The organism is Saccharopolyspora oryzae (genome assembly GCF_027853915.1).
GTDB lineage: Bacteria > Actinomycetota > Actinomycetes > Mycobacteriales > Pseudonocardiaceae > Saccharopolyspora > Saccharopolyspora oryzae.
In genome coordinates, this window is record NZ_JAQGLA010000008.1 from 154,442 (window position 1) to 174,470 (window position 20,029).

General features: G+C 69.6%; 19 protein-coding genes. 8 read left to right on the forward strand and 11 right to left on the reverse strand.

What is annotated here, in order from left to right; all coding sequences use genetic code 11:
- Positions 1–2: 2 nt before the first annotated feature.
- From OU415_RS08350 to OU415_RS08360, 3 genes are all read right to left on the reverse strand, one after another.
- The gene (locus tag OU415_RS08350; protein WP_270948016.1) at positions 3–2,822 is read right to left on the reverse strand and encodes a vitamin B12-dependent ribonucleotide reductase; all 2,820 of its coding nucleotides are present in this window, start codon (positions 2,820–2,822) and stop codon (positions 3–5) included.
- A gap of 163 nt (positions 2,823–2,985) precedes the next feature.
- Positions 2,986–3,468, reverse strand: coding sequence for a transcriptional regulator NrdR (gene nrdR / locus OU415_RS08355; protein ID WP_270948017.1), 483 nt, complete (start codon positions 3,466–3,468; stop codon positions 2,986–2,988).
- Between the two features lie 288 nt (positions 3,469–3,756).
- Positions 3,757–4,209, reverse strand: a complete 453-nt coding sequence (locus OU415_RS08360; RefSeq protein ID WP_270948018.1) for a LysM peptidoglycan-binding domain-containing protein — start codon at positions 4,207–4,209, stop codon at positions 3,757–3,759.
- A gap of 216 nt (positions 4,210–4,425) precedes the next feature.
- Between OU415_RS08360 and lexA the strand changes: the two genes are divergently transcribed.
- The gene (gene lexA, locus OU415_RS08365; protein ID WP_408641822.1) at positions 4,426–5,142 is read left to right on the forward strand and encodes a transcriptional repressor LexA; all 717 of its coding nucleotides are present in this window, start codon (positions 4,426–4,428) and stop codon (positions 5,140–5,142) included.
- Positions 5,143–5,420: 278 nt separating this feature from the next.
- Here the strand turns inward: lexA and hflX are convergent, their stop codons facing one another.
- The 4 genes from hflX to OU415_RS08385 all read right to left on the reverse strand — a co-directional run bounded on the left by hflX (position 5,421) and on the right by OU415_RS08385 (position 9,410).
- Positions 5,421–6,791 carry a GTPase HflX gene (hflX, locus tag OU415_RS08370; RefSeq protein WP_270948040.1) on the reverse strand — a complete coding sequence of 457 codons (1,371 nt, stop codon included), beginning with the start codon at positions 6,789–6,791 and terminating at the stop codon, positions 5,421–5,423.
- Between the two features lie 195 nt (positions 6,792–6,986).
- The gene (dapF, locus tag OU415_RS08375) at positions 6,987–7,829 is read right to left on the reverse strand and encodes a diaminopimelate epimerase (RefSeq protein ID WP_270948019.1); all 843 of its coding nucleotides are present in this window, start codon (positions 7,827–7,829) and stop codon (positions 6,987–6,989) included.
- 9 nt (positions 7,830–7,838) lie between these two features.
- A complete protein-coding gene (gene miaA, locus OU415_RS08380) occupies positions 7,839–8,750 on the reverse strand; it encodes a tRNA (adenosine(37)-N6)-dimethylallyltransferase MiaA (RefSeq protein ID WP_270948020.1) in 912 nt (303 codons plus the stop codon).
- A 96-nt stretch (positions 8,751–8,846) separates the two neighbouring features.
- Complete coding sequence (locus OU415_RS08385; protein WP_270948021.1) at positions 8,847–9,410, reverse strand: class III extradiol ring-cleavage dioxygenase family protein; 564 nt, start codon at positions 9,408–9,410, stop codon at positions 8,847–8,849.
- A 485-nt stretch (positions 9,411–9,895) separates the two neighbouring features.
- Between OU415_RS08385 and OU415_RS08390 the strand changes: the two genes are divergently transcribed.
- Complete coding sequence (locus OU415_RS08390; protein ID WP_270948022.1) at positions 9,896–11,221, forward strand: DUF349 domain-containing protein; 1,326 nt, start codon at positions 9,896–9,898, stop codon at positions 11,219–11,221.
- A 19-nt stretch (positions 11,222–11,240) separates the two neighbouring features.
- Here the strand turns inward: OU415_RS08390 and OU415_RS08395 are convergent, their stop codons facing one another.
- From OU415_RS08395 to miaB, 3 genes are all read right to left on the reverse strand, one after another.
- Positions 11,241–11,960, reverse strand: coding sequence for a tyrosine-protein phosphatase (locus OU415_RS08395; protein ID WP_270948023.1), 720 nt, complete (start codon positions 11,958–11,960; stop codon positions 11,241–11,243).
- Between the two features lie 109 nt (positions 11,961–12,069).
- The gene (locus OU415_RS08400; RefSeq protein WP_270948024.1) at positions 12,070–12,534 is read right to left on the reverse strand and encodes an Rv2732c family membrane protein; all 465 of its coding nucleotides are present in this window, start codon (positions 12,532–12,534) and stop codon (positions 12,070–12,072) included.
- On the reverse strand, positions 12,531–14,030 hold the full coding sequence (gene miaB, locus OU415_RS08405; protein WP_270948025.1) for a tRNA (N6-isopentenyl adenosine(37)-C2)-methylthiotransferase MiaB: 1,500 nt from the start codon (positions 14,028–14,030) through the stop codon (positions 12,531–12,533). The genes OU415_RS08400 and miaB overlap by 4 nt, the downstream gene beginning before the upstream one ends.
- Before the next feature lie 219 nt (positions 14,031–14,249).
- Here miaB and OU415_RS08410 point away from each other — a divergent pair, with 219 nt between their 5' ends.
- From OU415_RS08410 to OU415_RS08425, 4 genes are all read left to right on the forward strand, one after another.
- Positions 14,250–14,978 (forward strand): amino acid ABC transporter ATP-binding protein, encoded by a 729-nt coding sequence (locus OU415_RS08410; protein ID WP_270948041.1) that lies wholly within the window; start codon positions 14,250–14,252, stop codon positions 14,976–14,978.
- Between the two features lie 27 nt (positions 14,979–15,005).
- Complete coding sequence (locus OU415_RS08415; protein ID WP_270948026.1) at positions 15,006–15,905, forward strand: glutamate ABC transporter substrate-binding protein; 900 nt, start codon at positions 15,006–15,008, stop codon at positions 15,903–15,905.
- Positions 15,906–15,969: 64 nt separating this feature from the next.
- A complete protein-coding gene (locus OU415_RS08420) occupies positions 15,970–16,620 on the forward strand; it encodes an amino acid ABC transporter permease (protein WP_270948027.1) in 651 nt (216 codons plus the stop codon).
- Positions 16,617–17,480 carry an amino acid ABC transporter permease gene (locus OU415_RS08425; RefSeq protein ID WP_270948028.1) on the forward strand — a complete coding sequence of 288 codons (864 nt, stop codon included), beginning with the start codon at positions 16,617–16,619 and terminating at the stop codon, positions 17,478–17,480. Before OU415_RS08420 ends, OU415_RS08425 begins: the two co-directional genes overlap by 4 nt.
- 60 nt (positions 17,481–17,540) lie before the next feature.
- Here OU415_RS08425 and OU415_RS08430 read toward each other — a convergent pair whose 3' ends face one another.
- Complete coding sequence (locus OU415_RS08430; RefSeq protein WP_270948029.1) at positions 17,541–19,025, reverse strand: FAD-dependent oxidoreductase; 1,485 nt, start codon at positions 19,023–19,025, stop codon at positions 17,541–17,543.
- Positions 19,026–19,061: 36 nt separating this feature from the next.
- Here OU415_RS08430 and OU415_RS08435 point away from each other — a divergent pair, with 36 nt between their 5' ends.
- The gene (locus OU415_RS08435) at positions 19,062–19,790 is read left to right on the forward strand and encodes a TetR/AcrR family transcriptional regulator C-terminal domain-containing protein (RefSeq protein ID WP_270948030.1); all 729 of its coding nucleotides are present in this window, start codon (positions 19,062–19,064) and stop codon (positions 19,788–19,790) included.
- Between the two features lie 26 nt (positions 19,791–19,816).
- The coding region (locus OU415_RS08440; protein ID WP_270948042.1) for a hypothetical protein at positions 19,817–20,029 on the forward strand (213 nt) is incomplete at its 3' end.

Here is a 20,029-nt window from a genome sequence, read left to right on the forward strand (position 1 = left end):
CCTCAGCTGCAGCCGGAGGTGGAGCCGCAGCCCTCGCAGAGGTAGCAGGAGCCCGACGGGCGCATCTTGGTGCCGCAGGTCATGCACAGCGGCGCGTCCGCGGCCTTGCCCAGTCGCAGCTCCAGGAGCTCGGTCGAGCTGCCCGCCCGGCTCGTGTCCTCGGACTTCTCCTGCTTCGAGTAGTCCACAGTGGAGCGCAAGGTGTCCAGGTGGACCTCGTTCGGCTGCTCGGCCGGGACCACCTCGCCGTTGACCTGCGCCTCCCGCTCATCGGCGGTGAAGATGCCCAGCTGGGCGCGCTTCTCGTAGGGCAGGTAGTCCAGCGCCAGGCGGCGGAACAGGTAGTCCAGCACGCTGCTGGCCATCCGGACGTCCGGGTCGTCGGTCATGCCGGCCGGCTCGAAGCGCAGGTTCTGGAACTTCGAGACGTAGAACTCCAGCGGGATGCCGTACTGCAGACCCACCGAGATCGACATCGAGAAGGCGTCCATGACACCCGCCAGGGTCGAACCCTGCTTGCCGAGCTTGACGAAGATCTCGCCCAGCCCGTCGTCCGGGTACGAACCGGCGTGCAGGTAGCCCTCGGCACCGCCCACGGTGAACGAGACCGTCTGGCTCGGGCGCTTCTTCGGAAGCCGCTTGCGGACCGGGCGGTACTCGATCTGCTTCTCGACCTCCTTCTCCTTCTCGGCCTTGTCGCCCTTGCCCGCCGACAGCGGCTGACCCACCTTGCAGTTGTCGCGGTAGATCGCCAGCGCCTTCAGGCCCAGCTTCCAGCCCTCGAAGTAGAGCTGCTCGACCTCTTCGACGGTCGCCGACTCCGGCATGTTGACCGTCTTGGAGATCGCACCCGAGATGAACGGCTGCACCGCGGCCATCATCCGCACGTGGCCCATCGGCGCGATCGAGCGCTCACCCATCGCGCAGTCGAAAACCTCGTAGTGCTCCGGGCGCAGGCCCGGCGCGTCGACGACGTGGCCGTTCTCGGCGATGAACTCGACGATCGCCTCGATCTGCTCGTCCTGGTAGCCCAGCGCCTGCAGCGCGCGCGGCACCGTCTGGTTGACGATCTGCATCGAGCCGCCGCCGACCAGCTTCTTGAACTTGACCAGCGCCAGGTCCGGCTCGATGCCGGTGGTGTCGCAGTCCATCATCAGGCCGATGGTCCCGGTCGGGGCCAGCACGGAGGCCTGCGCGTTGCGCCAGCCGTTGCGGGCACCGATCTCCAGGCCCTCCTGCCACACCTTCGTCGCCAGCTTGTGCACGGCGGCGTCGTTCTGGTGGTAGGTGCGGACCAGGTCGTTGGCCGCGGCGTGCTTGCGCATGACGCGCTGGTGCGCCTCGGCGTTGCGGGCGTAGCCCTCGTACGGGCCGACCACACCGGCCAGCTCGGCCGACCGCTTGTAGGCGGTACCGGTCATCAGCGAGGTGATCGCCGCCGCCAGGGCGCGGCCGCCGTCCGAGTCGTAGGCGTGACCGGTGGCCATCAGCAGCGCGCCCAGGTTGGCGTAGCCGATGCCCAGCTGGCGGAACTTGCGGGTGGTGATGCCGATCGACTCGGTCGGGAAGTCCGCGAAGCAGATCGAGATGTCCATCGCGGTGATGACGAACTCGACGGCCTTCTCGAACAGGTCCGCGTCGAAGGTCAGGTCGTCGCGCAGGAACTTGAGCAGGTTCAGCGACGCCAGGTTGCAGCTGGAGTTGTCCAGGTGCATGTACTCCGAGCACGGGTTGGACGCGGTGATCCGACCGGTCTCCGGCGAGGTGTGCCAGTCGTTGATCGTGTCGTCGTACTGGATGCCCGGGTCGGCGCAACCCCAAGCGGCCTTGGCCATCTTGTGGAACAGGTCGCGGGCCTGCACCGAGTCCAGCACCTCACCGGAGGTGCGGGAGCGCAGCCCGAACTGGCCGTCGCTCTCCACCGCGCGCATGAACTCGTCGGAGACGCGCACCGAGTTGTTCGCGTTCTGGTACTGCACCGAGTTGGAGTCGGCGCCGCCGAGGTCCATGTCGAACCCGGCGTCGCGCAGCGCGCGGATCTTGTGCTCCTCGCGCGCCTTGGTCTCGATGAACTCCTCGATGTCCGGGTGGTCGACGTCCAGCACGACCATCTTCGCCGCGCGGCGGGTCGCGCCACCGGACTTGATGGTGCCCGCCGAGGCGTCCGCACCGCGCATGAACGAAACCGGACCGGAAGCGGTGCCGCCCGAGGACAGCAGCTCGCGGGAGGAACGGATGCGGGACAGGTTCAGGCCGGCACCGGAGCCGCCCTTGAAGATCAGGCCCTCTTCCTTGTACCAGTCGAGGATCGACTCCATCGTGTCGTCGACGGAGAGGATGAAGCAGGCGGACACCTGCTGGCGCGAGCTGGTGCCGACGTTGAACCACACCGGGGAGTTGAAGCTGAACACCTGGTGCAGCAGCATCCAGGTCAGCTCGTGCTCGAAGATCTCCGCGTCGGCGTCGGTGGCGAAGTAGTCGTGCTCGACACCGGCGGCGACGTAGGTCTTGACGACCCGGTCGATGAGCTGCCGGAGGCTGCTCTCCCGCTCCTCGGAACCCACCGCACCGCGGAAGTACTTGCTGGTGACGATGTTGACCGCGTTGAGCGACCAGAAGTCGGGAAACTCGACACCGCGCTGTTCGAAGTTGACCGACCCGTCCCGCCAGTTGGTCATCACCACGTCGCGGTGCTCCCACTTGACCTCGTCGTAGGGATGCACCCCCTCCGTGGTGTAGACGCGTTGCACCCGGATGCCCTCGCGGGCACCTGCTGCCGACTCCCCCGCTGCGCCGGCCGGGCTACCGACGGTCTCTGTCATGACCTGACCCTCTTCCTTGTCACTCGCTCGTCGTGCTTGGTCGGCCCCGTCCGGGCTACCCGTCCGGTTCGGTCGTGGCTGTTCACTCAGCGGCGTCCCCGGTCGGGACTCCTGCTGACGTCTTGCGTTTCCGGCCTGGCGGCGAACCGCGCGCCGGCGCGCCTTACTCACTGCTGTTCTCCGCACCGGTCCGCGCGGCCTCGCGGGCCGCTCGCAGCTCGGCGATCTCCTTCTCGAAGTCCTCCACCGAGGAGTACGCCTGGTACACGCTCGCGAAGCGCAGGTAGGCGACCTCGTCCAGCTCGCGCAGCGGCCCGAGGATCGCCAAACCGACCTCGTGGCTGGGCAGCTCGGACACGCCGAGCGACCGGACGGTCTCCTCCACCTGGTGCGCGAGCTGCTGCAGCGCGTCTTCCTCGACCGGACGTCCCTGGCACGCGCGGCGCACGCCGCGCACGACCTTCTCCCGGCTGAAGGGCTCGGTGACACCGGAGCGCTTGACCACCGACAGCACCAGTTCTTCGATGGTCGTGAAGCGCCGACCGCACGTCGAGCACGATCGCCTGCGCCGGATCGCCTGGCCTTCCTCGACCTCGCGCGAGTCGACGACCCTGGAGTCCTCCCCGCGGCAGAATGGGCACCGCACCGGCACTCACCCCCCTTCCCCAGTTCGCCGCCACCTGCCTCGCGGCAGTCGACGACCATTCACGCTCCGTGGGTGCGCGAACACCTTATAAGCCCAACCTGTGGACTAAATACACGGACGTAACTACTAGATGTTGTGGTCGACTCTAAACCTCGCCGACAGCGCGATGCAAACCGGGAACGACCTTCGGCGTGCCGCGTCCGCCTCCCCCGCGCGCCGCGATCGAAAACCGGCAGGTCGCCGCGCGGAGCAGCCGGCCGCGAGACCCCGGCCACTCCGCCGAGCAGATCAACCGGACACCGGAACCACCAGCAGTCGACCGGCTTCGACGGCGGTCGTGTCCAACTCGTTCAGCTCCACGATCCGGGCGACCACGGCCTGCGGATCGCCGCCCGGGGCCACCCGGTCGGCTATCCCCCACAGAGTGTCGCCGCTGTGTACCTCGACCAGGGTGGTACCGCCCGCCATCGGCGCGTCGCGGAACCCGAAGAGCCCCACCAGCATGACAATGAGGAAAGTGAAGATCGCCACCGAGGTCAGCCAAATCCATTCGCCGCTCCGGCCCGCCCGGTCGTACGCGACCGAGGCCGGCCGCACCGCGCGCGGCACGACCCGGCCGGCTGCCTGCACTTCCCCCTCACGAGGCCGGATCACCGCGGCCGGCTCAGCCGTCCTCCGCCGGGCGGCCGACCGCCGCTCGACCTGGCGCGTCCGCCCCGCCGCATCGATGAACGTGGTCATGCCGCCTCCCGCACTGCGAACCAAGATCGAATGAATGTTCGATCGAACCTGCGTGCGATTGTGTACCAAGAGTGCCCCGCAGCGCGATACCTGGGGTCAAAATTAACTCGAACAGGTGTTTGATCTCTGCGTTTCGCGCGTCTACTGTGGAAACCGGGCGTTCCGAACGCCCCCGCGATCAACACCGCAGTTCACCCACATGGACAGGAGGCAGCGGTGGCGAGCAATGCGACCGGCTCGATCAAGGGCCAGGTACAAGACATCAAGGACCCCCAGGCCGAGGTGCACACCCTGCCCGAGCAGCCCAGCGGAGTCGAAGAGCTCAGCGAACGCCAGCTGCGCGTGCTGGACGCCATCCGCAAGTGGATGCGCGAGCACGGCTATCCGCCAAGCGTGCGCGAGATCGGTGATGCCGTCGGCCTCACCTCGACCTCGTCGGTCGCTTACCAGCTCCGCGTGCTCGAGCGGAAGGGCTACCTGCGCCGGGACCCGCACCGCCCGCGCACGGTCGGCGTGCTGGTCGGCGGCGAGCCGGAGCTCGAGGGCTCCGGGCAGAGCAAGCCCGCCTACGTGCCGGTGGTGGGGCGCATCGCGGCCGGCGGCCCGATCCTGGCCGAGGAGTCGATCGAGGACGTCTTCCCGCTGCCGAAGGAGATCGTCGGCGACGGGACGCTGTTCCTGCTCAAGGTCGTCGGCGATTCCATGGTGGACCTCGCCATCACCGACGGTGACTGGGTCGCCGTGCGCCAGCAGCCGGACGCCGAGAACGGCGACGTCGTGGCCGCGATGATCGACGGCGAGGCGACGGTGAAGACCTTCAAGCGCACCGACGAGCACGTCTGGCTGCTGCCCCACAACGCCGCCTACGAGCCGATCCTGGGCGACGACGCGGCGATCCTGGGCAAGGTGGTCGCAGTCCTCCGCCGCCTCTGAGGCGACGGTTCCAGAAGCTCTTCCCGCGGGGCCGAGCAGCGTTGATACCCGGGTCTGGGGATACCTGGGTCAGCGCTTGCGGCGCAGTCGGCCCGTGCGGGAAGGGAGACAGCTCCGGCCAGCACAGCAGCGAACGGCAGTGCTGGCCGGTTGAAGCGCCGGTCCCGCTCGGCTCGATCGACGGATTCGACCCGTCGCCCGGTCAAGAGCACCGGCGCGCAGAACTGGTGACGTCGAGGCAGCGCCCGACGTCACCAGCAGCAGTGCAACAGCAGTCCTCAGCCCTTGCCTGCGAAGGGCTCCAGCGCGCTGGCCAGATCGGACCGGACCTTGGCCTGGAGACGGGTGCCGTCCGGAGTGTGATCCTCAGCGACGACCTCGCCCTCGGCGTGCACCCGGGCGACCAGTTCGCCGCGGGTGTAGGGCACCAGCGCGGAGACGAAGACGTCCGGGCGGGGCAGCAAGTCGGCGATGGCCTCGCGCAGCTCCTCCACACCCGCGCCGCTGTGCGCGGAGACGAACATCGCGCCCGGCAGCAACCGCCGCAGCTCGGCCATGCGCGTCTCGTCCACCGAGTCGATCTTGTTCACCACGAGCAGCTCCCGCGGCATCTCCGACTCGTGCTCGTCGCCGATCTCGCTGAGCACCTCGCGCACCGCAGCGACCTGCTCGTGCGGCGACGCCTCGGAGCCGTCCACGACGTGCACCAGCAGATCCGCGCCGCCGACTTCCTCCAGCGTCGAGCGGAACGCCTCGACCAGCTGGTGCGGCAGGTGGCGCACGAAACCGACGGTGTCGGTCAGCGTGTAGGCACGACCGTCCGGGGTAGCGGCCCGGCGGGTGGTCGGATCCAGGGTGGCGAACAGCGCGTCCTCCACCAGCACACCCGCGCCGGTCAGCGCGTTGAGCAGGCTGGACTTGCCGGCGTTGGTGTAGCCGGCGATGGCCACGCTCGGCACCTCGTTGGCCTCCCGGCGACCGCGCTTGGTGCCGCGCACCGTGCGCATCGCGGCCAGGTCCTTGCGCAGCTTGCTGATGCGCTTGTGGATGCGCCGCCGGTCGGTCTCCAGCTTGGTCTCACCAGGACCACGGGTACCGACACCGCCGTTGGCACCGCCGGCACGACCACCGGCCTGCCGGGACATCGTCTCGCCCCAACCGCGCAGGCGCGGCAGGAAGTACTGGAGCTGGGCGAGCTCGACCTGCGCCTTGCCCTCCTTGGAGCGGGCGTGCTGGGCGAAGATGTCCAGGATCAGCGCGGTCCGGTCGACCACCTTGACCTTGAGCTTCTCCTCCAGCTGGCGCAGCTGGCCGGGCGAGAGCTCACCGTCGCAGATCACGGTGTCCGCGCCGGTCGACACGACGATGTCGCGGAGCTCGAGCACCTTGCCGGACCCGACGTAGGTGCCGGGGTCCGGTCGGTCGCGGCGCTGGATGATGCCCTCCAGCACCTCCGAACCGGCCGTTTCGGCCAGCCGGGCCAGCTCCTCCAGCGAGGCGTCGGCGTGCGCGGCGTCGCCATCGGTCCAGACGCCGACCAGCACCACGCGCTCCAGGCGGAGGCGGCGGTATTCGACCTCGGTGATGTCCTCGAGCTCGGTGGACAACCCCGCGATCCGCCGCAGCGACGCACGCTCGGTGCGTTCCATCTCACCCGTGGACGGATCTGCAGACGGGACGGATTCGTACTCGTCGGGTTCGACCACGTCGTGGTCGAGCTCGGCGGACCAGGTCAAAGAATTTTTCATATCAACGCCATTGTCCCACGGCCCGCGACTGATTTTCACGCCTCGAACCGGCGGTGACCCGTTCGCACCCGTGTGAGGCCACCAACAGCCGAACCGCTACGCGTTCTGCCACCAGGCCGGGTCGAGGTGCCCGCGGGCGACCAGGACTGCCGGTCCGGTGAGCGTGGCAGTCGTCGAGGTGACCTCCACCTCGACGGTGCCACCCGGGATGTGCACGACCCGACGCCCGGTGTCCGCGCCGGCCGCGCGCAGCGCCGCGACCGCCGCCGCGACGGTGCCGGTCCCGCAGGAGCGGGTTTCGCCCACCCCGCGCTCGTAGACCCGCATCTGCACGTGATCGCTGTCCAGCGGCCGGACGAACTCGACGTTCGTGCCGTTCGGGAACAGGTCTGGGTCGTGCGGCGGCCGGGTCTTGAGGTCCAGGCCTTCCAGCTCGACGTCGCTCACGCAGGCCAGGTGGGGGTTGCCGACGTCGACGGCGACCCCGGTGAAGGTGCGGCCGGACGCGGTGGTGGTGGACTCGCCGAAGATCTTCGTCGCACCCATGTCGACGGTGACCTGCCCGTCGTCGCAGATCCGGACCGGTCGCACGCCCGCGCGGGTGCCGACCGGCAGCTCACCCCCGGTGGCCAGCCCGGCGTCGACCAGGTAGTGGGCGAACACCCGCACACCGTTGCCGCACATCTCGGCGATCGAACCGTCGGCGTTGCGGTAGTCCATGAACCACACGTCGGCCGGGACGTCGGCGGGGGCGTCCGGCAGCGCGCCGGCCCGGACCACCCGCAGCACGCCGTCCGCGCCCAGCCCGCGCTGGCGGTCGCACAGCGCCTGCACCCGCGCCTCGGTCAGCTCCAACGCGCCGTCGGGGTCGGGCAGGATGACGAAATCGTTCTGGGTGCCGTGGCCCTTGATGAACTCGGGCCCCTGAGAAGTGCGCACGCAGCAAGTCTACGGAGCGAGCGCGGCCCGGACGTCGGCGACCAGCGCCGGGTCGGCGGCGTCGAACCAGCGGGTCCGGAGGTCGCGGCGGAACCAGGACCGCTGCCGCCGGACGAAGCGGCGGGTGAGCTTGGCGGTCTCGGCCGCGGCCTCCGCCATGTCCTGCTCGCCGTCGAGTTCGGCGAGGACCTGCTGGTAGCCGAGGGCACGGCTGGCGGTGCGCCCCTCGCGCAGCCCGACCTTCTCCAGGCGGCGGACCTCGTCGACGAGTCCTGCGTCGAACATCCGGGTGACGCGCAGGTCGACGCGCTCGTCGAGGGCCTCGACCGGACGGTCCAGACCCAGCAGCACCGCGCCGTAGCGCGGCGGCCCGGGCTTGGGCAGGTTCGCCGAGAACGGCTTGCCGGTGATCTCGATGACTTCGAGCGCGCGCACGATGCGCCGCCCGTTGCTGGTCAGGATCGCCGCGGCGGCCGCCGGGTCCAGCTCCGCCAACCGCTGGTGCAGAGCGGCGGGGCCGACCCGCGCGAGCTCCGCTTCGAACTTGCTGCGGACCTCCGGATCGGTACCGGGGAAGGTCAGGTCGTCGATCACTGCCTGCACGTAGAGGCCGGAGCCCCCGACCAGGATCGGGGTGCGGTTGCGGGCGAGCACGTCCTCGACGACGCCGCGGGCCTGCCGCTGGTAGGCCGCGACCGACGCGGTCTCGGTGACGTCGAGGACGTCGAGCAGGTGGTGCGGAACGCCCTGCCGCTCGGCCTCGGTGAGCTTGGCGGTGCCGATGTCCATCCCCCGGTAGAGCTGCATCGCGTCCGCGTTGATCACTTCACCGCCGAGCTCCTGGGCGAGCTCCACGGCCAGATCCGATTTTCCGGTGGCGGTGGGACCGACGATCGCCACCAGGTGGGGAAGGCACTGCACCCCCCGACCCTAATCGCCCCCGACCCACCGGATCCCCTTGCCCTGGGTGGTCGATTTCGCACGAAATCGACACCGCCCGGGGTGATGACGCTGGGGTCAGAGCTGCCGGGTCCAGGTGGCGACGTGGTAGGTGACTCCGTACGGGGTTGCCGAGTAGAGGAGCTCGCCCCGCCAGGTTCCGCCGCTGGCGGCCACCACTCCCGGCAACACCTGGAGCGCCGCGCGGCCCTCGACACCGAGTTCGGCGCACAGCTCCGGGTCCAGCGCCTGGAGGCGGTCGGTGTCGACATCGGCCAGCGCCGTGCGGATCTGCTCGTCGAGCTGCCCTGCTCGCTGGTCCGGCGGGTACGGCGAGCGCTCGTCGGAGCAGTTCGTGCCATCCGCCAGGACCAGCAGGCCGGTTGCTTCCTCCGCCAACGACTCACCGAGCCGCCGGCACTCCTGCGCCGGGGTGTCCGGAGCGAGCAGGTGCACCGATGCGGAGCGGGCACCGGCCTGTTCGCGCAGCAGGCCGGTGACCAGCGCGGGGAGCGGGAAATCCGGGTCCGCGGGCGCGGTGCCGCCCAACGTCACCGGGACGTCGACGCCGAACCCCGCGAAGGTTCCGGCCGAGTCCGGGCCCAGCACGCGCGGGCCCGATCGATCTGCACCAACGGCCACCCATTCGGTTGCACATTCAGTCAGACTGGACACGGCGCGCGAACAGGCGCCCCGCACACGCTCGGTCTCCGCATCGGCTCGCACGGTCAGCGCGGGGGCGAGCAACGGCGGGTACGGCACCACGGCGACACAGGTGATCACATCTGTGCACGGTAGAGGCACTGGCGAATGGCACGGAGCGGGGAGTCACGAGCGGCTTCGAGGCCGGCTCGGCCACCCCTGCCCGCTGCAACCGAACAGGTGCTTGATGACAATGAAGCCGTGCAGGTCACAAGATCGCTGCGGGTGCCGCGCGCGGAGGTTCGCCGTTGCTCCGGCGCGTCAATTCCGCGACGGAGTACCGATTCGCGCCTTGACCTGTTTGAATGCGCCAGCGGAGGACGGACCGCCGATGGGTTCGGGTCACCGCTTGCTGGGCCCCGATCGTTCGGGGCGCCCGTGCCGAGCACGGGCATCGGAGCGGGCACGCAAGGAGGAAGCCGGCCATGACGCACCAGGACACGACCCCCGAGCCGGTCGCCAAGAAGGCGACCGAGGACTCGACCACCGGCACCACCGGGTCAACCACGGCCGCGCCCGCGGTACCGACCGCGTCCAGCGATCCCACCAAGTGGGGTCGGGTGGACGACGACGGCACGGTTTACGTCCGCACCGCCGACGGGGAACGGGCGATCGGCTCCTGGCAGGCCGGTGACGCCGCCGAGGGCTTGGCGCTCTACGCGCGCAAGTTCGACGACCTGCTCACCGAGGTCGAGCTGCTGGAGACCCGGCTGCGCACCCACGCCGGCGACCCGAAGCACACCCTGACCAACGCCAAGCACTTGCACGAGTCGCTGGCCGATGCGCACGTGATCGGTGACCTGGCCGCGCTCAACGCCCGGATCGAGCACCTGCTGGAGCGCGCCGAGCAGGCCGTCGAAGGCGCCAAGCACGAGAAGGAGCAGGCCCGCGCGGACGCCATCGCGCGCAAGGAAGCCCTGGTCGCCGAGGCCGAGGAGATCGCAGCCGAGGCCACGCACTGGAAGAGCGCGGGCGACCGGCTGCGCCAGATCCTCGAGGAGTGGAAGAAGGTCCGCGGCGTCGACCGCAAGACCGACGAGCAGCTGTGGCGGCGGTTCTCCAAGGCGCGCGACGCGTTCAGCCGCCGCCGGGGTTCGCACTTCGCCGAGCTGGACCGGCAGCGCGCGGCGTCCAAGGCCCGCAAGCAGGAACTCGTCGAGGAAGCCGAGGCGCTGACCGAGTCCAGCGACTGGGGCGACACCGCGAACCGCTACAAGCAGCTGATGGCCGAGTGGAAGGCCGCCGGGCGGGCGCCGAAAGACAGCGACGAGGCGCTGTGGCAGCGGTTCCGCGCCGCGCAGGACCGCTTCTTCAGCCGCCGCTCGGAGGCGTTCTCCGAGCGCGACGCCGAGTTCGCCGAGAACGCGAAGCTGAAGGAGGAGCTGCTCGTCGAGGCCGAGCAGATCGACGCGTCCGCCGACCTCAAGGCCGCCCAGGCGCACTTGCACCGCATCCAGGAGCGCTGGGACGAGATCGGCAAGGTGCCGCGGGAGCGGATGCGCGAGCTGGAGGGCCGGCTGCGGGCCGTGGGCGACAAGATCCGCTCCGCCGCGGACGCGCAGTGGCGGCGCACCGACCCCGAGGCGCAGGCCCGGGTCGACCAGTTCCGCGAGCGGGTCGAGCAGTTCGAGGCGCAGGCCGAGAAGGCGCGCGCCGCGGGCGACGAACGCCGCGCGAAGAAGGCGCAGGAGCAGGCCGACCAGTGGCGGGAGTGGCTGTCGGCCGCGGAGCAGGCGATCGCCAGCCGGTAAGCCGCGCGGGCTCGCGCCGTCATGCGGACGGCGCGAGCAGCCTCTGCTCCAGAGCCGACAGGTCCGCGTCGGTGCAGCCGCCAGCACGCAGGTGGGCCTCGGCGTCGAAGCCGTCGAGCGCTGCGCGCACCACTTCGCGCTTGGTGGTGCCGCGTTCGGCGAGGACCTCGTTGATCACCGGCTCCTGGTCCGGTCGACCGAGCCGCTCGAACATCGGCCGCAACCGCTCGTCGCTGAGGGCGTGGTCGGCGACGATCTCGTCGGGCGCCACCCCGGCGAAGGCCAGCAGCACCAGCGAGATGATCCCGGTCCGGTCGCGACCAGCGGAGCAGTGCACGATCACGCCGCCCGGTTCGGCGTGCGCGATGGACTTGACGACCTCCGCGGTGCGCTCCGGGAACCGGTCCAGGAACGGCCGGAAGTACAGCGGGGTGCCGTGCAGCCCGTTGCCCCAGCAGTCCCAGAACTCGGTGTCGTGCACCGGGTCCAGCGGGATCTTGAGGCTGGTCAGACCGGCCGGTCGCGGCGCGAGGTCAGCTCGCTCCTCGCCCTCGCTAGTCAGGTCGACGACGGTGCGGACCCCGTGCTCCCACACCTGCGTCCAGCCCTTCTCCGTCAGGAACGACAAACCCGCCGAGCGCACGACCGCGCCCCGACGCACCTGCTGCCCGTCCCCTGCGGGCAGGCCGCCCAGGTCGCGGACGTTGTAGCCGCCGTCCCAGTGAAGATCTCTCGACATGCCCGTGGGACGTCCGGAGCACCGGGCCGGTTGGCGCGCTCACCCGATCAGCCGAAAAGCGAAGGGCACCTCCGACCAGCGGTCGAAGGTGCCCCGGCACCGAGGAAGTTCAGTCCTCGTCGCGCGTCCAGATGGTCTTGATCCACTGGACCGCCAGGACGGCCATGCAGATCACCGCGAGGATCAGGCCGATCGACGGGCCGTGCTGGCCGCTGGTCTGGCGGGACCAGATCGCGATCACGCCTTCGAAGGTCACCACCGCTCCGGCCAGGCCCGCCGCGAAGGCGAACACCCAGCGGCGGGTGATCAGCGCCAGCGCGCCGAAGCCCAGGCCGACGACCGTGGAGTTGACCGCGAACAGCCATGGCAGCAGACCGATCTTGAGCTCGGGGGACGCCTGGCCGGTCAGCACCTGCCAGCCCGCGGCGTCACCGGCCCACGGCAGCAGCGAGGAGAGCACCAGCATCAGCATCACCGAGGCGATCAGCACCGCTCGGGCGCCCGGGTCGATGGGGCGCAGCAGGTCTCGGCCGATCTTGGCGTTGCTCATCGTCACGTCCTGAACTCGGCTCAACACGCACATCCCTGTTCCGCGGCCGGTTTCGCGGCCGGTGCTCCGAAGGAGGGCAGGCCGAGCGTGACGCCCGAGGTCTTCGGCCGCACGCCCTCCTCCCAGTGGTCACCGGCCCTGGTCCGCCGGTGCGCGCTGATGTCGGTGTCGGCGACCAGGTGGTGCGGGGCGGCGCGGGTGATGGTGGTGTGCACGACGTCGCCGGGCCGGATCTCGCGGTCGACGGCACCGGTCGGCGTGAAGTGCACCAGCCGCCCGTCGCGGGCGCGGCCGGACAGCCGGTGGGTCTCCGCGTCCTTGCGGCCCTCACCCTCGGCGACCAGCAGCTCCACCGGACGACCGACGAGCTTCTTGTTCTCCTCCCAGGAGATCTCGTTCTGCAGCTCGACCAGCCGGTCGTAGCGCTGCTGGACGACCTCCTTGGGCAGCTGGTCGGGCAGGTCCGCCGCGGGCGTGCCGGGTCGCTTGGAGTACTGGAAGGTGAACGCGCTGGAGAACCGCGCCTGCCGGACGACCTCCATGGTCCCCTCGAAGTCCTCCTCGGTCTCCCCCGGGAAGCCGACGATGATGTCGGTGGTGATCGCCGCGTCCGGCATCGCCTCGCGCACGTTGCGCAGGATGTTCAGGTACCGCTCGGAGCGGTAGGAGCGGCGCATCGCCTTGAGGATCCGGTCGGAGCCCGACTGCAGCGGCATGTGCAGCTGCGGGCACACGTTCGGCGTCTCGGCCATCGCCTCGATCACGTCGTCGGTGAAGTCGCGCGGGTGCGGCGAGGTGAAGCGAACCCGCTCCAGGCCCTCGATCTCCCCGCAGGAGCGCAGCAGCTTGCTGAACGCGAAGCGGTCGCCGAACTCGACGCCGTAGGCGTTGACGTTCTGCCCGAGCAGCGTCACCTCGAGCACGCCCTCGGACACCAACGCCTGCACTTCGGCGAGGATCTCGCCGGGACGGCGGTCCTTCTCCTTGCCGCGCAGCGCGGGCACGATGCAGAACGTGCACGTGTTGTTGCAGCCGACCGAGACCGACACCCAGCCGGCGTAGGCCGATTCGCGGCGCGCGGGCAGCGTCGACGGGAAGACGTCGAGCGCCTCGAGGATCTCGACCTCGGCCTCTCCGTTGTGCCGGGCGCGCTCCAGCAGCGTCGGCAGCGAACCGAGGTTGTGGGTGCCGAAGACGACGTCCACCCACGGGGCGCGCTTGACGATCGTGTCGCGGTCCTTCTGCGCCAGGCAGCCGCCCACCGCGATCTGCATGTTCGGATTGCGGTCCTTGGCGGGGCGCATGTGACCGAGCGTGCCGTAGAGGCGGTTGTCCGCGTTCTCCCGCACCGCGCAGGTGTTGAACACGACCACGTCGGCGTCGCCCGAACCGGCGCGCTCGTACCCGGCGTCCTCCAACATGCCCGCGAGCCGCTCCGAATCGTGCACGTTCATCTGGCAGCCGAAGGTGCGGATCTCGTACGTCCTCGTGCTCACCGTTCCACGGTAGCGCCTGGTCATGTCGTGGATTCACCCGCCCGGCGCCCTGGTCGATCGCGGTTCGGCTACTGAGCGTTAGTGATCACCCACGAAAAGCGACTGCGGAGCGTAACCTACTTGCAACCTGTCAAGGCACCTTCCATCTGGACTATCCCCCCGAAGGGGCTTAAGTTTCGGCCAACGAAACCCATTCTGATGCGTTCAGGAGTTTGAATGACCGCAGCTTCCACGGACGTGCCGATGATCCGGATGTCCGCGGTCGACAAGTACTTCGGTTCCTTGCACGTGCTGCGGGAGATCGACCTGGAAGTCCCCCGCGGGCAGGTCGTGGTGGTCCTCGGGCCGTCCGGGTCGGGCAAGTCGACGTTGTGCCGCGCGATCAACCGGCTGGAGCCGATCAACTCCGGCGGCATCGAGATCGACGGTGTTGCGCTGCCCTCCGAGGGCCGAGCGCTGGCCGAGCTGCGGGCCGACGTCGGCATGGTGTTCCAGCAGTTCAACCTCTTCGCGCACAAGACGATCCTGGAGAACGTCACGCTCGGGCCGATCAAGGTCCGCAAGCAGAGCAAGGACGAGGCCAGGGAGACCGCGCTGCAGCTGCTGGAACGGGTCGGCATCGCGAACCAGGCCGACAAGTACCCGGCGCAGCTCTCCGGCGGTCAGCAGCAGCGCGTGGCGATCGCCCGGGCGCTGGCGATGAAGCCGAAGGTGATGCTCTTCGACGAGCCCACCTCCGCGCTGGACCCGGAGATGGTCAACGAGGTGCTCGACGTCATGACCGACCTCGCCGCCGAGGGCATGACCATGGTCGTCGTCACCCACGAGATGGGCTTCGCCCGCCGGGCCGCGCACCGGGTGCTGTTCATGGCCGACGGCGAGGTGGTCGAGGACGCCAAGCCCGACGCGTTCTTCGACTCCCCCAAGAGCGACCGCGCCAAGGACTTCCTCGGCAAGATCCTCACCCACTGAGTGCCCACCTGCGGAGAAAGGCAGAGAATGCGAGCCAAGAAAATGCGGTTGGTGACCGTGCTGGCCGCCTCGCTGGCGCTGGCCCTGACCGGCTGCGGTCGGGAGGGCTCCCCCGGCGGCGGTGACCAGCAGGTCAAGCAGGACGTCGCGCAGAACGTGCAGGTCCAGGGATCGCCGACGTTCGACCGGATGAAGCAGAAGGGCCGCGTCACGATCGGTGTCAAGGAGGACCAGCCGGGTCTGGGCTTCCGCGACCCGGTCACCAACGAGTACTCCGGCTTCGACATCGAGATCGCCCGGCACATCGCCGCGCAGCTGGGTTTCGACCCGAACACGCAGATCGACTACAAGCCGATCCCGTCGACCGCGCGCGAGCAGGCGATCTCCACCGGTGAGGTCGACTACTACGTCGGCACCTACACGATCAACGCCAAGCGCAAGGAGCAGGTCGGCTTCGCCGGGCCGTACTACATGGCCGGCCAGGACCTGCTGGTCCGCTCGGACAACACCGACATCACCGGCAAGGACTCGCTCAAGGGCAAGAAGGTCTGCTCGGCGACCGGATCGACCCCGATCCAGAAGGTCAAGAGCGAGGGCCTGACCGAGCCGCAGAACATCGTCGAGTTCCAGCGCTACTCGGAGTGCGTGCAGCAGCTGCTGGACCGCCAGATCGACGCGGTCACCACGGATGACGCCATCCTGAAGGGTTACGCGGCCCAGGACCCGGACAAGGTCAAGGTCGTCGGCAAGCCGTTCTCCGAGGAGCCCTACGGCGTCGGCCTGTCCCGCGACGACAACGCCCTGCGCGGGAAGATCAACGACATCCTGGAGCAGGCGGCCAGCGGCGGCGAGTGGAAGCGCATCTACGACGCGACCCTCGGCAAGTCCGGCAGCACCGCCGAACCGCCCAAGGTGGACCGCTACTGATCCGTCATCGGATGCCCAGGGCGCCACGAGCACCCTGGGCATCTGATTCCTCCTGGAGTACTCATTGTTCGACATCTTGGTGGAGTACGGCGACGTCCTCGCCAGGGGATTCCTCCGCACCATCGAGCTCTTCCTGCTGTCCGCGGCGGGCTCGTTGGTGCTGGGCACGATCCTGGCCACGATGCGGGTCAGCCCGATCCCGGCACTGCGCGCGGTCGGCACCGGGTACGTGACGTTGCTGCGGAACACTCCGCTGACGTTGGTATTCTTCTTCTTCGTCTTCGCCTACCCCAAGCTCGAGCTGATCCAGTTCCCGTTCTTCACCGCCGCGATCATCGCGCTGACCATCTACACGTCGGCCTTCGTCTGCGAGGTGCTGCGGGCGGGGATCAACACCGTTCCGGTCGGGCAGGCCGAGGCGGCGCGCTCCATCGGCCTCGGCTTCGGCCAGTCGCTGACCAGCGTGATCCTGCCGCAGGCGTTCCGCGCCACGGTTCCGCCGCTGGTCAGCGTGCTGATCGCACTGCTGAAGAACACCACGGTCGCGGCCGGGTTCAGCGTGAACGAGATCGGTTCGGTCATCCCGTTCCTCAACGAGCAGGGTGAGCCGACGCTGAACGCGTTCGTGTGGATCGCCGTCGGGTTCCTGATCCTGGTGATCCCGCTGACCTTGGTGCAGCGCAGCTTCGAGAAACGGTGGAGCGTGGCCCGATGAGCAGCGTCCTGTTCGACACCCCCGGGCCGCGCGCCCGCGCGCGCAACCGGCTGATCAGCATCATCAGCACGATCGTGGTGCTGGCCCTGCTGGGTTACGTGGTGCTGCGCTTCTACTCCACCGGCCAGTTCGACGCCAGCAAGTGGGAGTGGCTGCTCTACGAGCAGATCCAGATCGAGCTGCTCGGCGCCCTGTGGAACACCGTCCGCGCGTTCCTGATGGGTGCGCTGTTCGCGCTGGTCTTCGGCGCGGTGTTCGCGCTCGGCCGGCTCTCCGACCACTCCTGGATCCGGGTGCCGTGCGGTTTCGTCGTGGAGCTGTTCCGCGCGATCCCGCTGGTCGTCCTGATCTTCTTCCTGTACTACGCGGCGCCGTCTCTGGGCGTGAACTTCGGCCAGTACTGGTCGGTCGTGCTCGGCCTGACCCTGTACAACGGTTCGGTGCTGGCCGAGACGTTCCGGGCCGGGGTGACCGCCCTGCCCAAGGGCCAGACCGAGGCCGCGTACTCCATCGGCATGCGCAAGAACCAGGTCATGCGGACCGTGGTGCTGCCGCAGGCGGTGCGCATGATGCTGCCGGCGATCATCAGCCAGCTGGTGGTGCTGCTCAAGGACAGCGCGCTCGGCTTCCTGATCACCTACCAGGAGCTGCTGTACTACGCGCGCTACCTCGGCGGCATCCCGACGCTGGACCGGCCGATCATCCCGGTCAGCCTGGTGGTGGCGGCGATCTACATCTCGATGTGCTTGCTGCTGACGTGGTTCGCCACCTACCTGGACCGGCGCAACCGCCGCACGAAGAAGACCAGGCAACTGGCTCCGGCGGCCAAGCCGCTCGCGGAGACCGCCGCGGGCGACTGACCGCTTCGACGCTGAGGAGCACCTCCGACCGCGCTGGTCGGAGGTGCTCCTTCTTTTTGGTCACCCTCCGGCGAGGAGCTTCGCGCAGACTTCGGCCGGTGCGGTGGGGTCGGTGCCGCGCCAGGCGATCACGTCGTCGGGGCGGATCAGGAGCCCTTCGCCCGGTGGCAGGAAGTCTGCGTCCAGGCGGTGGACCGGGATCCCGCCGGCTGCCCAGCGCTGCGGTTCGTCGGCCACCGCGAGCGCCCATCCCGGGCCAGCGAGGTCCAGAGTGGACAGACCGGGGGTGAGCCAGCGGTGCGGGATGCGGGTGGCGACGCGCCCGGCCGGGGCGAACTCGGTGATCGGCTCGATCTCGCCGCCCTCGTCCGGGCCGCCCGCGAAAGCCCCGGCCGGGTACTGGAATCCACCAGCTGCCAGCACGAACGGGTCGGCCAACGTCGGGTCGGGCGTGGTCGTCACGCCCGATCGCCGGCTCGACTGGTCGGCGGCGAACCACCCGGCCGGGCGCCGCTCGGCGTCGTAGCTGTCCAGCAGCGCAGGCTCGGCCACACCGGACAGCACCGCAGCGATCTTCCAGCCGAGGTTGTGCGCGTCGTCGATGCCGGTGTTCGCGCCGAGCGCGGCGAACGGCGGCATCACGTGGGCGGCATCCCCCACCAGGTGCACCCGACCGTCCGAATAGCGGTCGGCGATCAGCATCTCCGGCTGCCAGGGCAAGACGCTGCGGACGTCGAGATCCGGCGCCGGCACGCCGAGCGCGGTGCGCAGCAGCGCGGGCCAATCCCGTTCGACCTCGGCACCTCCGGCCATGAACACCCACCGGAACCGCCCGTCGACCGAAGCCAGCGCACCCGGCGCGTCCGGATGCTCCAGCTGGCATAGGTTGAACTCCCGGCCGCGGACCACGTCGGACAGATCGGCGTGGAAGTAGACGTTGACGTTGGGCCCGCCGACGGCACCGCGGCCGGAACGGCCGATCCCCAACGCGGCGCGCACCGGACTGCGCGCACCATCCGCCGCGACGACGAAAGCCGCGCGGAGCTGGTCGTTCCGCCCCGTCCGGCGATCGTCCAGTTCGGCGAGCACACCGTCGGCGTCCTGCGCGAACGAGGTCAGCTCGGTCTGGAACCGCACTCGCACCCCGGCATCCTCGGCCGCCTGCCGCAGGACCGGCTCCAGCACGTCTTGGGCGACCAGGCACGGCAGCTCCGGACTGGGCTCGACCGGATCGCCGTCCGGGCCGGAGGGCCGCCACAGCGGTAGCTGCTGGGCTTCGGCGAGCGTGCGCCCCGTGGCCATGTGGTCGTGTTCGGCGAGGTCGCGCGCGGCCTCGCGGACCGTCGAGGCGAGCCCGAGCGCGCGGAAGATCTCCAGGCTGCGCACGTGGAACCGGCGGGCTTTGGGTTGCGGCGAGGTCGTCGCGCGCTTCTCCACCAGCGTCACGTCGACGCCGTGGTGGCGAAGGACGAGAGCTGTCGTCAACCCGACCAGGCCGCCGCCCACCACCAGCACCTGGGAGTCGAGTGTACGTTGTACATTCACGGTGTACGTTGTACACGCGGCTACCATCCGAGGCAAATGAACGCTGCCAAACCAACGGGCGGCCTGGTCTGGTTCGACGAACCGCCGCCCCCACCAGCCACCGACCAGCTCAGCCGCGAACGAGTCGTCGCCGCCGCGATAGGCCTCGCAGACGAGAGCTCATCGGGCGAGGTCACGATGCGGGCGATCGCGAGCCGGCTCGGCACGCGCAGCCCGATGGCGCTGTACCGCTACGTCGGCAGCAAGGACGGGCTGACCGACCTGATGGTCGACGAGGTCTACGGCGAGATCACCGTGCCGCCGCCCGGCGACTGGCGGACCTGCCTGCGCGAGATGGGCCTGTCCGCGTGGGCCGCGGTGCAACGGCACCCGTGGTTCGCGCGGCTGGCCTTCAGCCGCCCGCCGCTCGGCCCGAACGCGTTGCGGCTCTACGACTCCGCGCTCGCCGCCGTCGACGAGCTCGGCCTGGAGGCCGCCGGCCGCATCGGCTTCATCAACACCGTGCTCGGGCAGGTCTTCGGCTCCGGGCTGGCGCTGCTGGAAGAGCTCGCCATGCGCCAGCGGACCGGGCTCGCCTCCGACGCCGAGCTCGAAGAGGCCGTGCGCCCCTACCTGGAGCGGATCAAGGCGGACGGCGAGCACCCGCACTACATCCGCTGGTTGGACGAACCTGATCCGATGGCCGAAGTGGTGACCTTCGAGCAGCAGCTGGAGTGGCAGCTCGACGGCCTGCAACGGCTCGCCGAAACCCGGCGCGGCGGCTGAGTCAGCGGGCGAGCCACTCGCGATAGGTGGTCCTGGCGATGGTGGCGTCCTCGTCGGCGATGAGGGCGTTGCCCGATGCCGCGGCGAACATGCCCGCGGTGTTGTCGGTGACGACCGCCCGGCAGCACCGCCAGGCCGCTGGCGAACGTCGACTCGTGCAGGACGGTCTGCAGGTACAGCGGCAGCAGGATCGCCCCGGCCCCCAGCAGGCACATGAACAGCAGAGCGCTCAGCAGCAA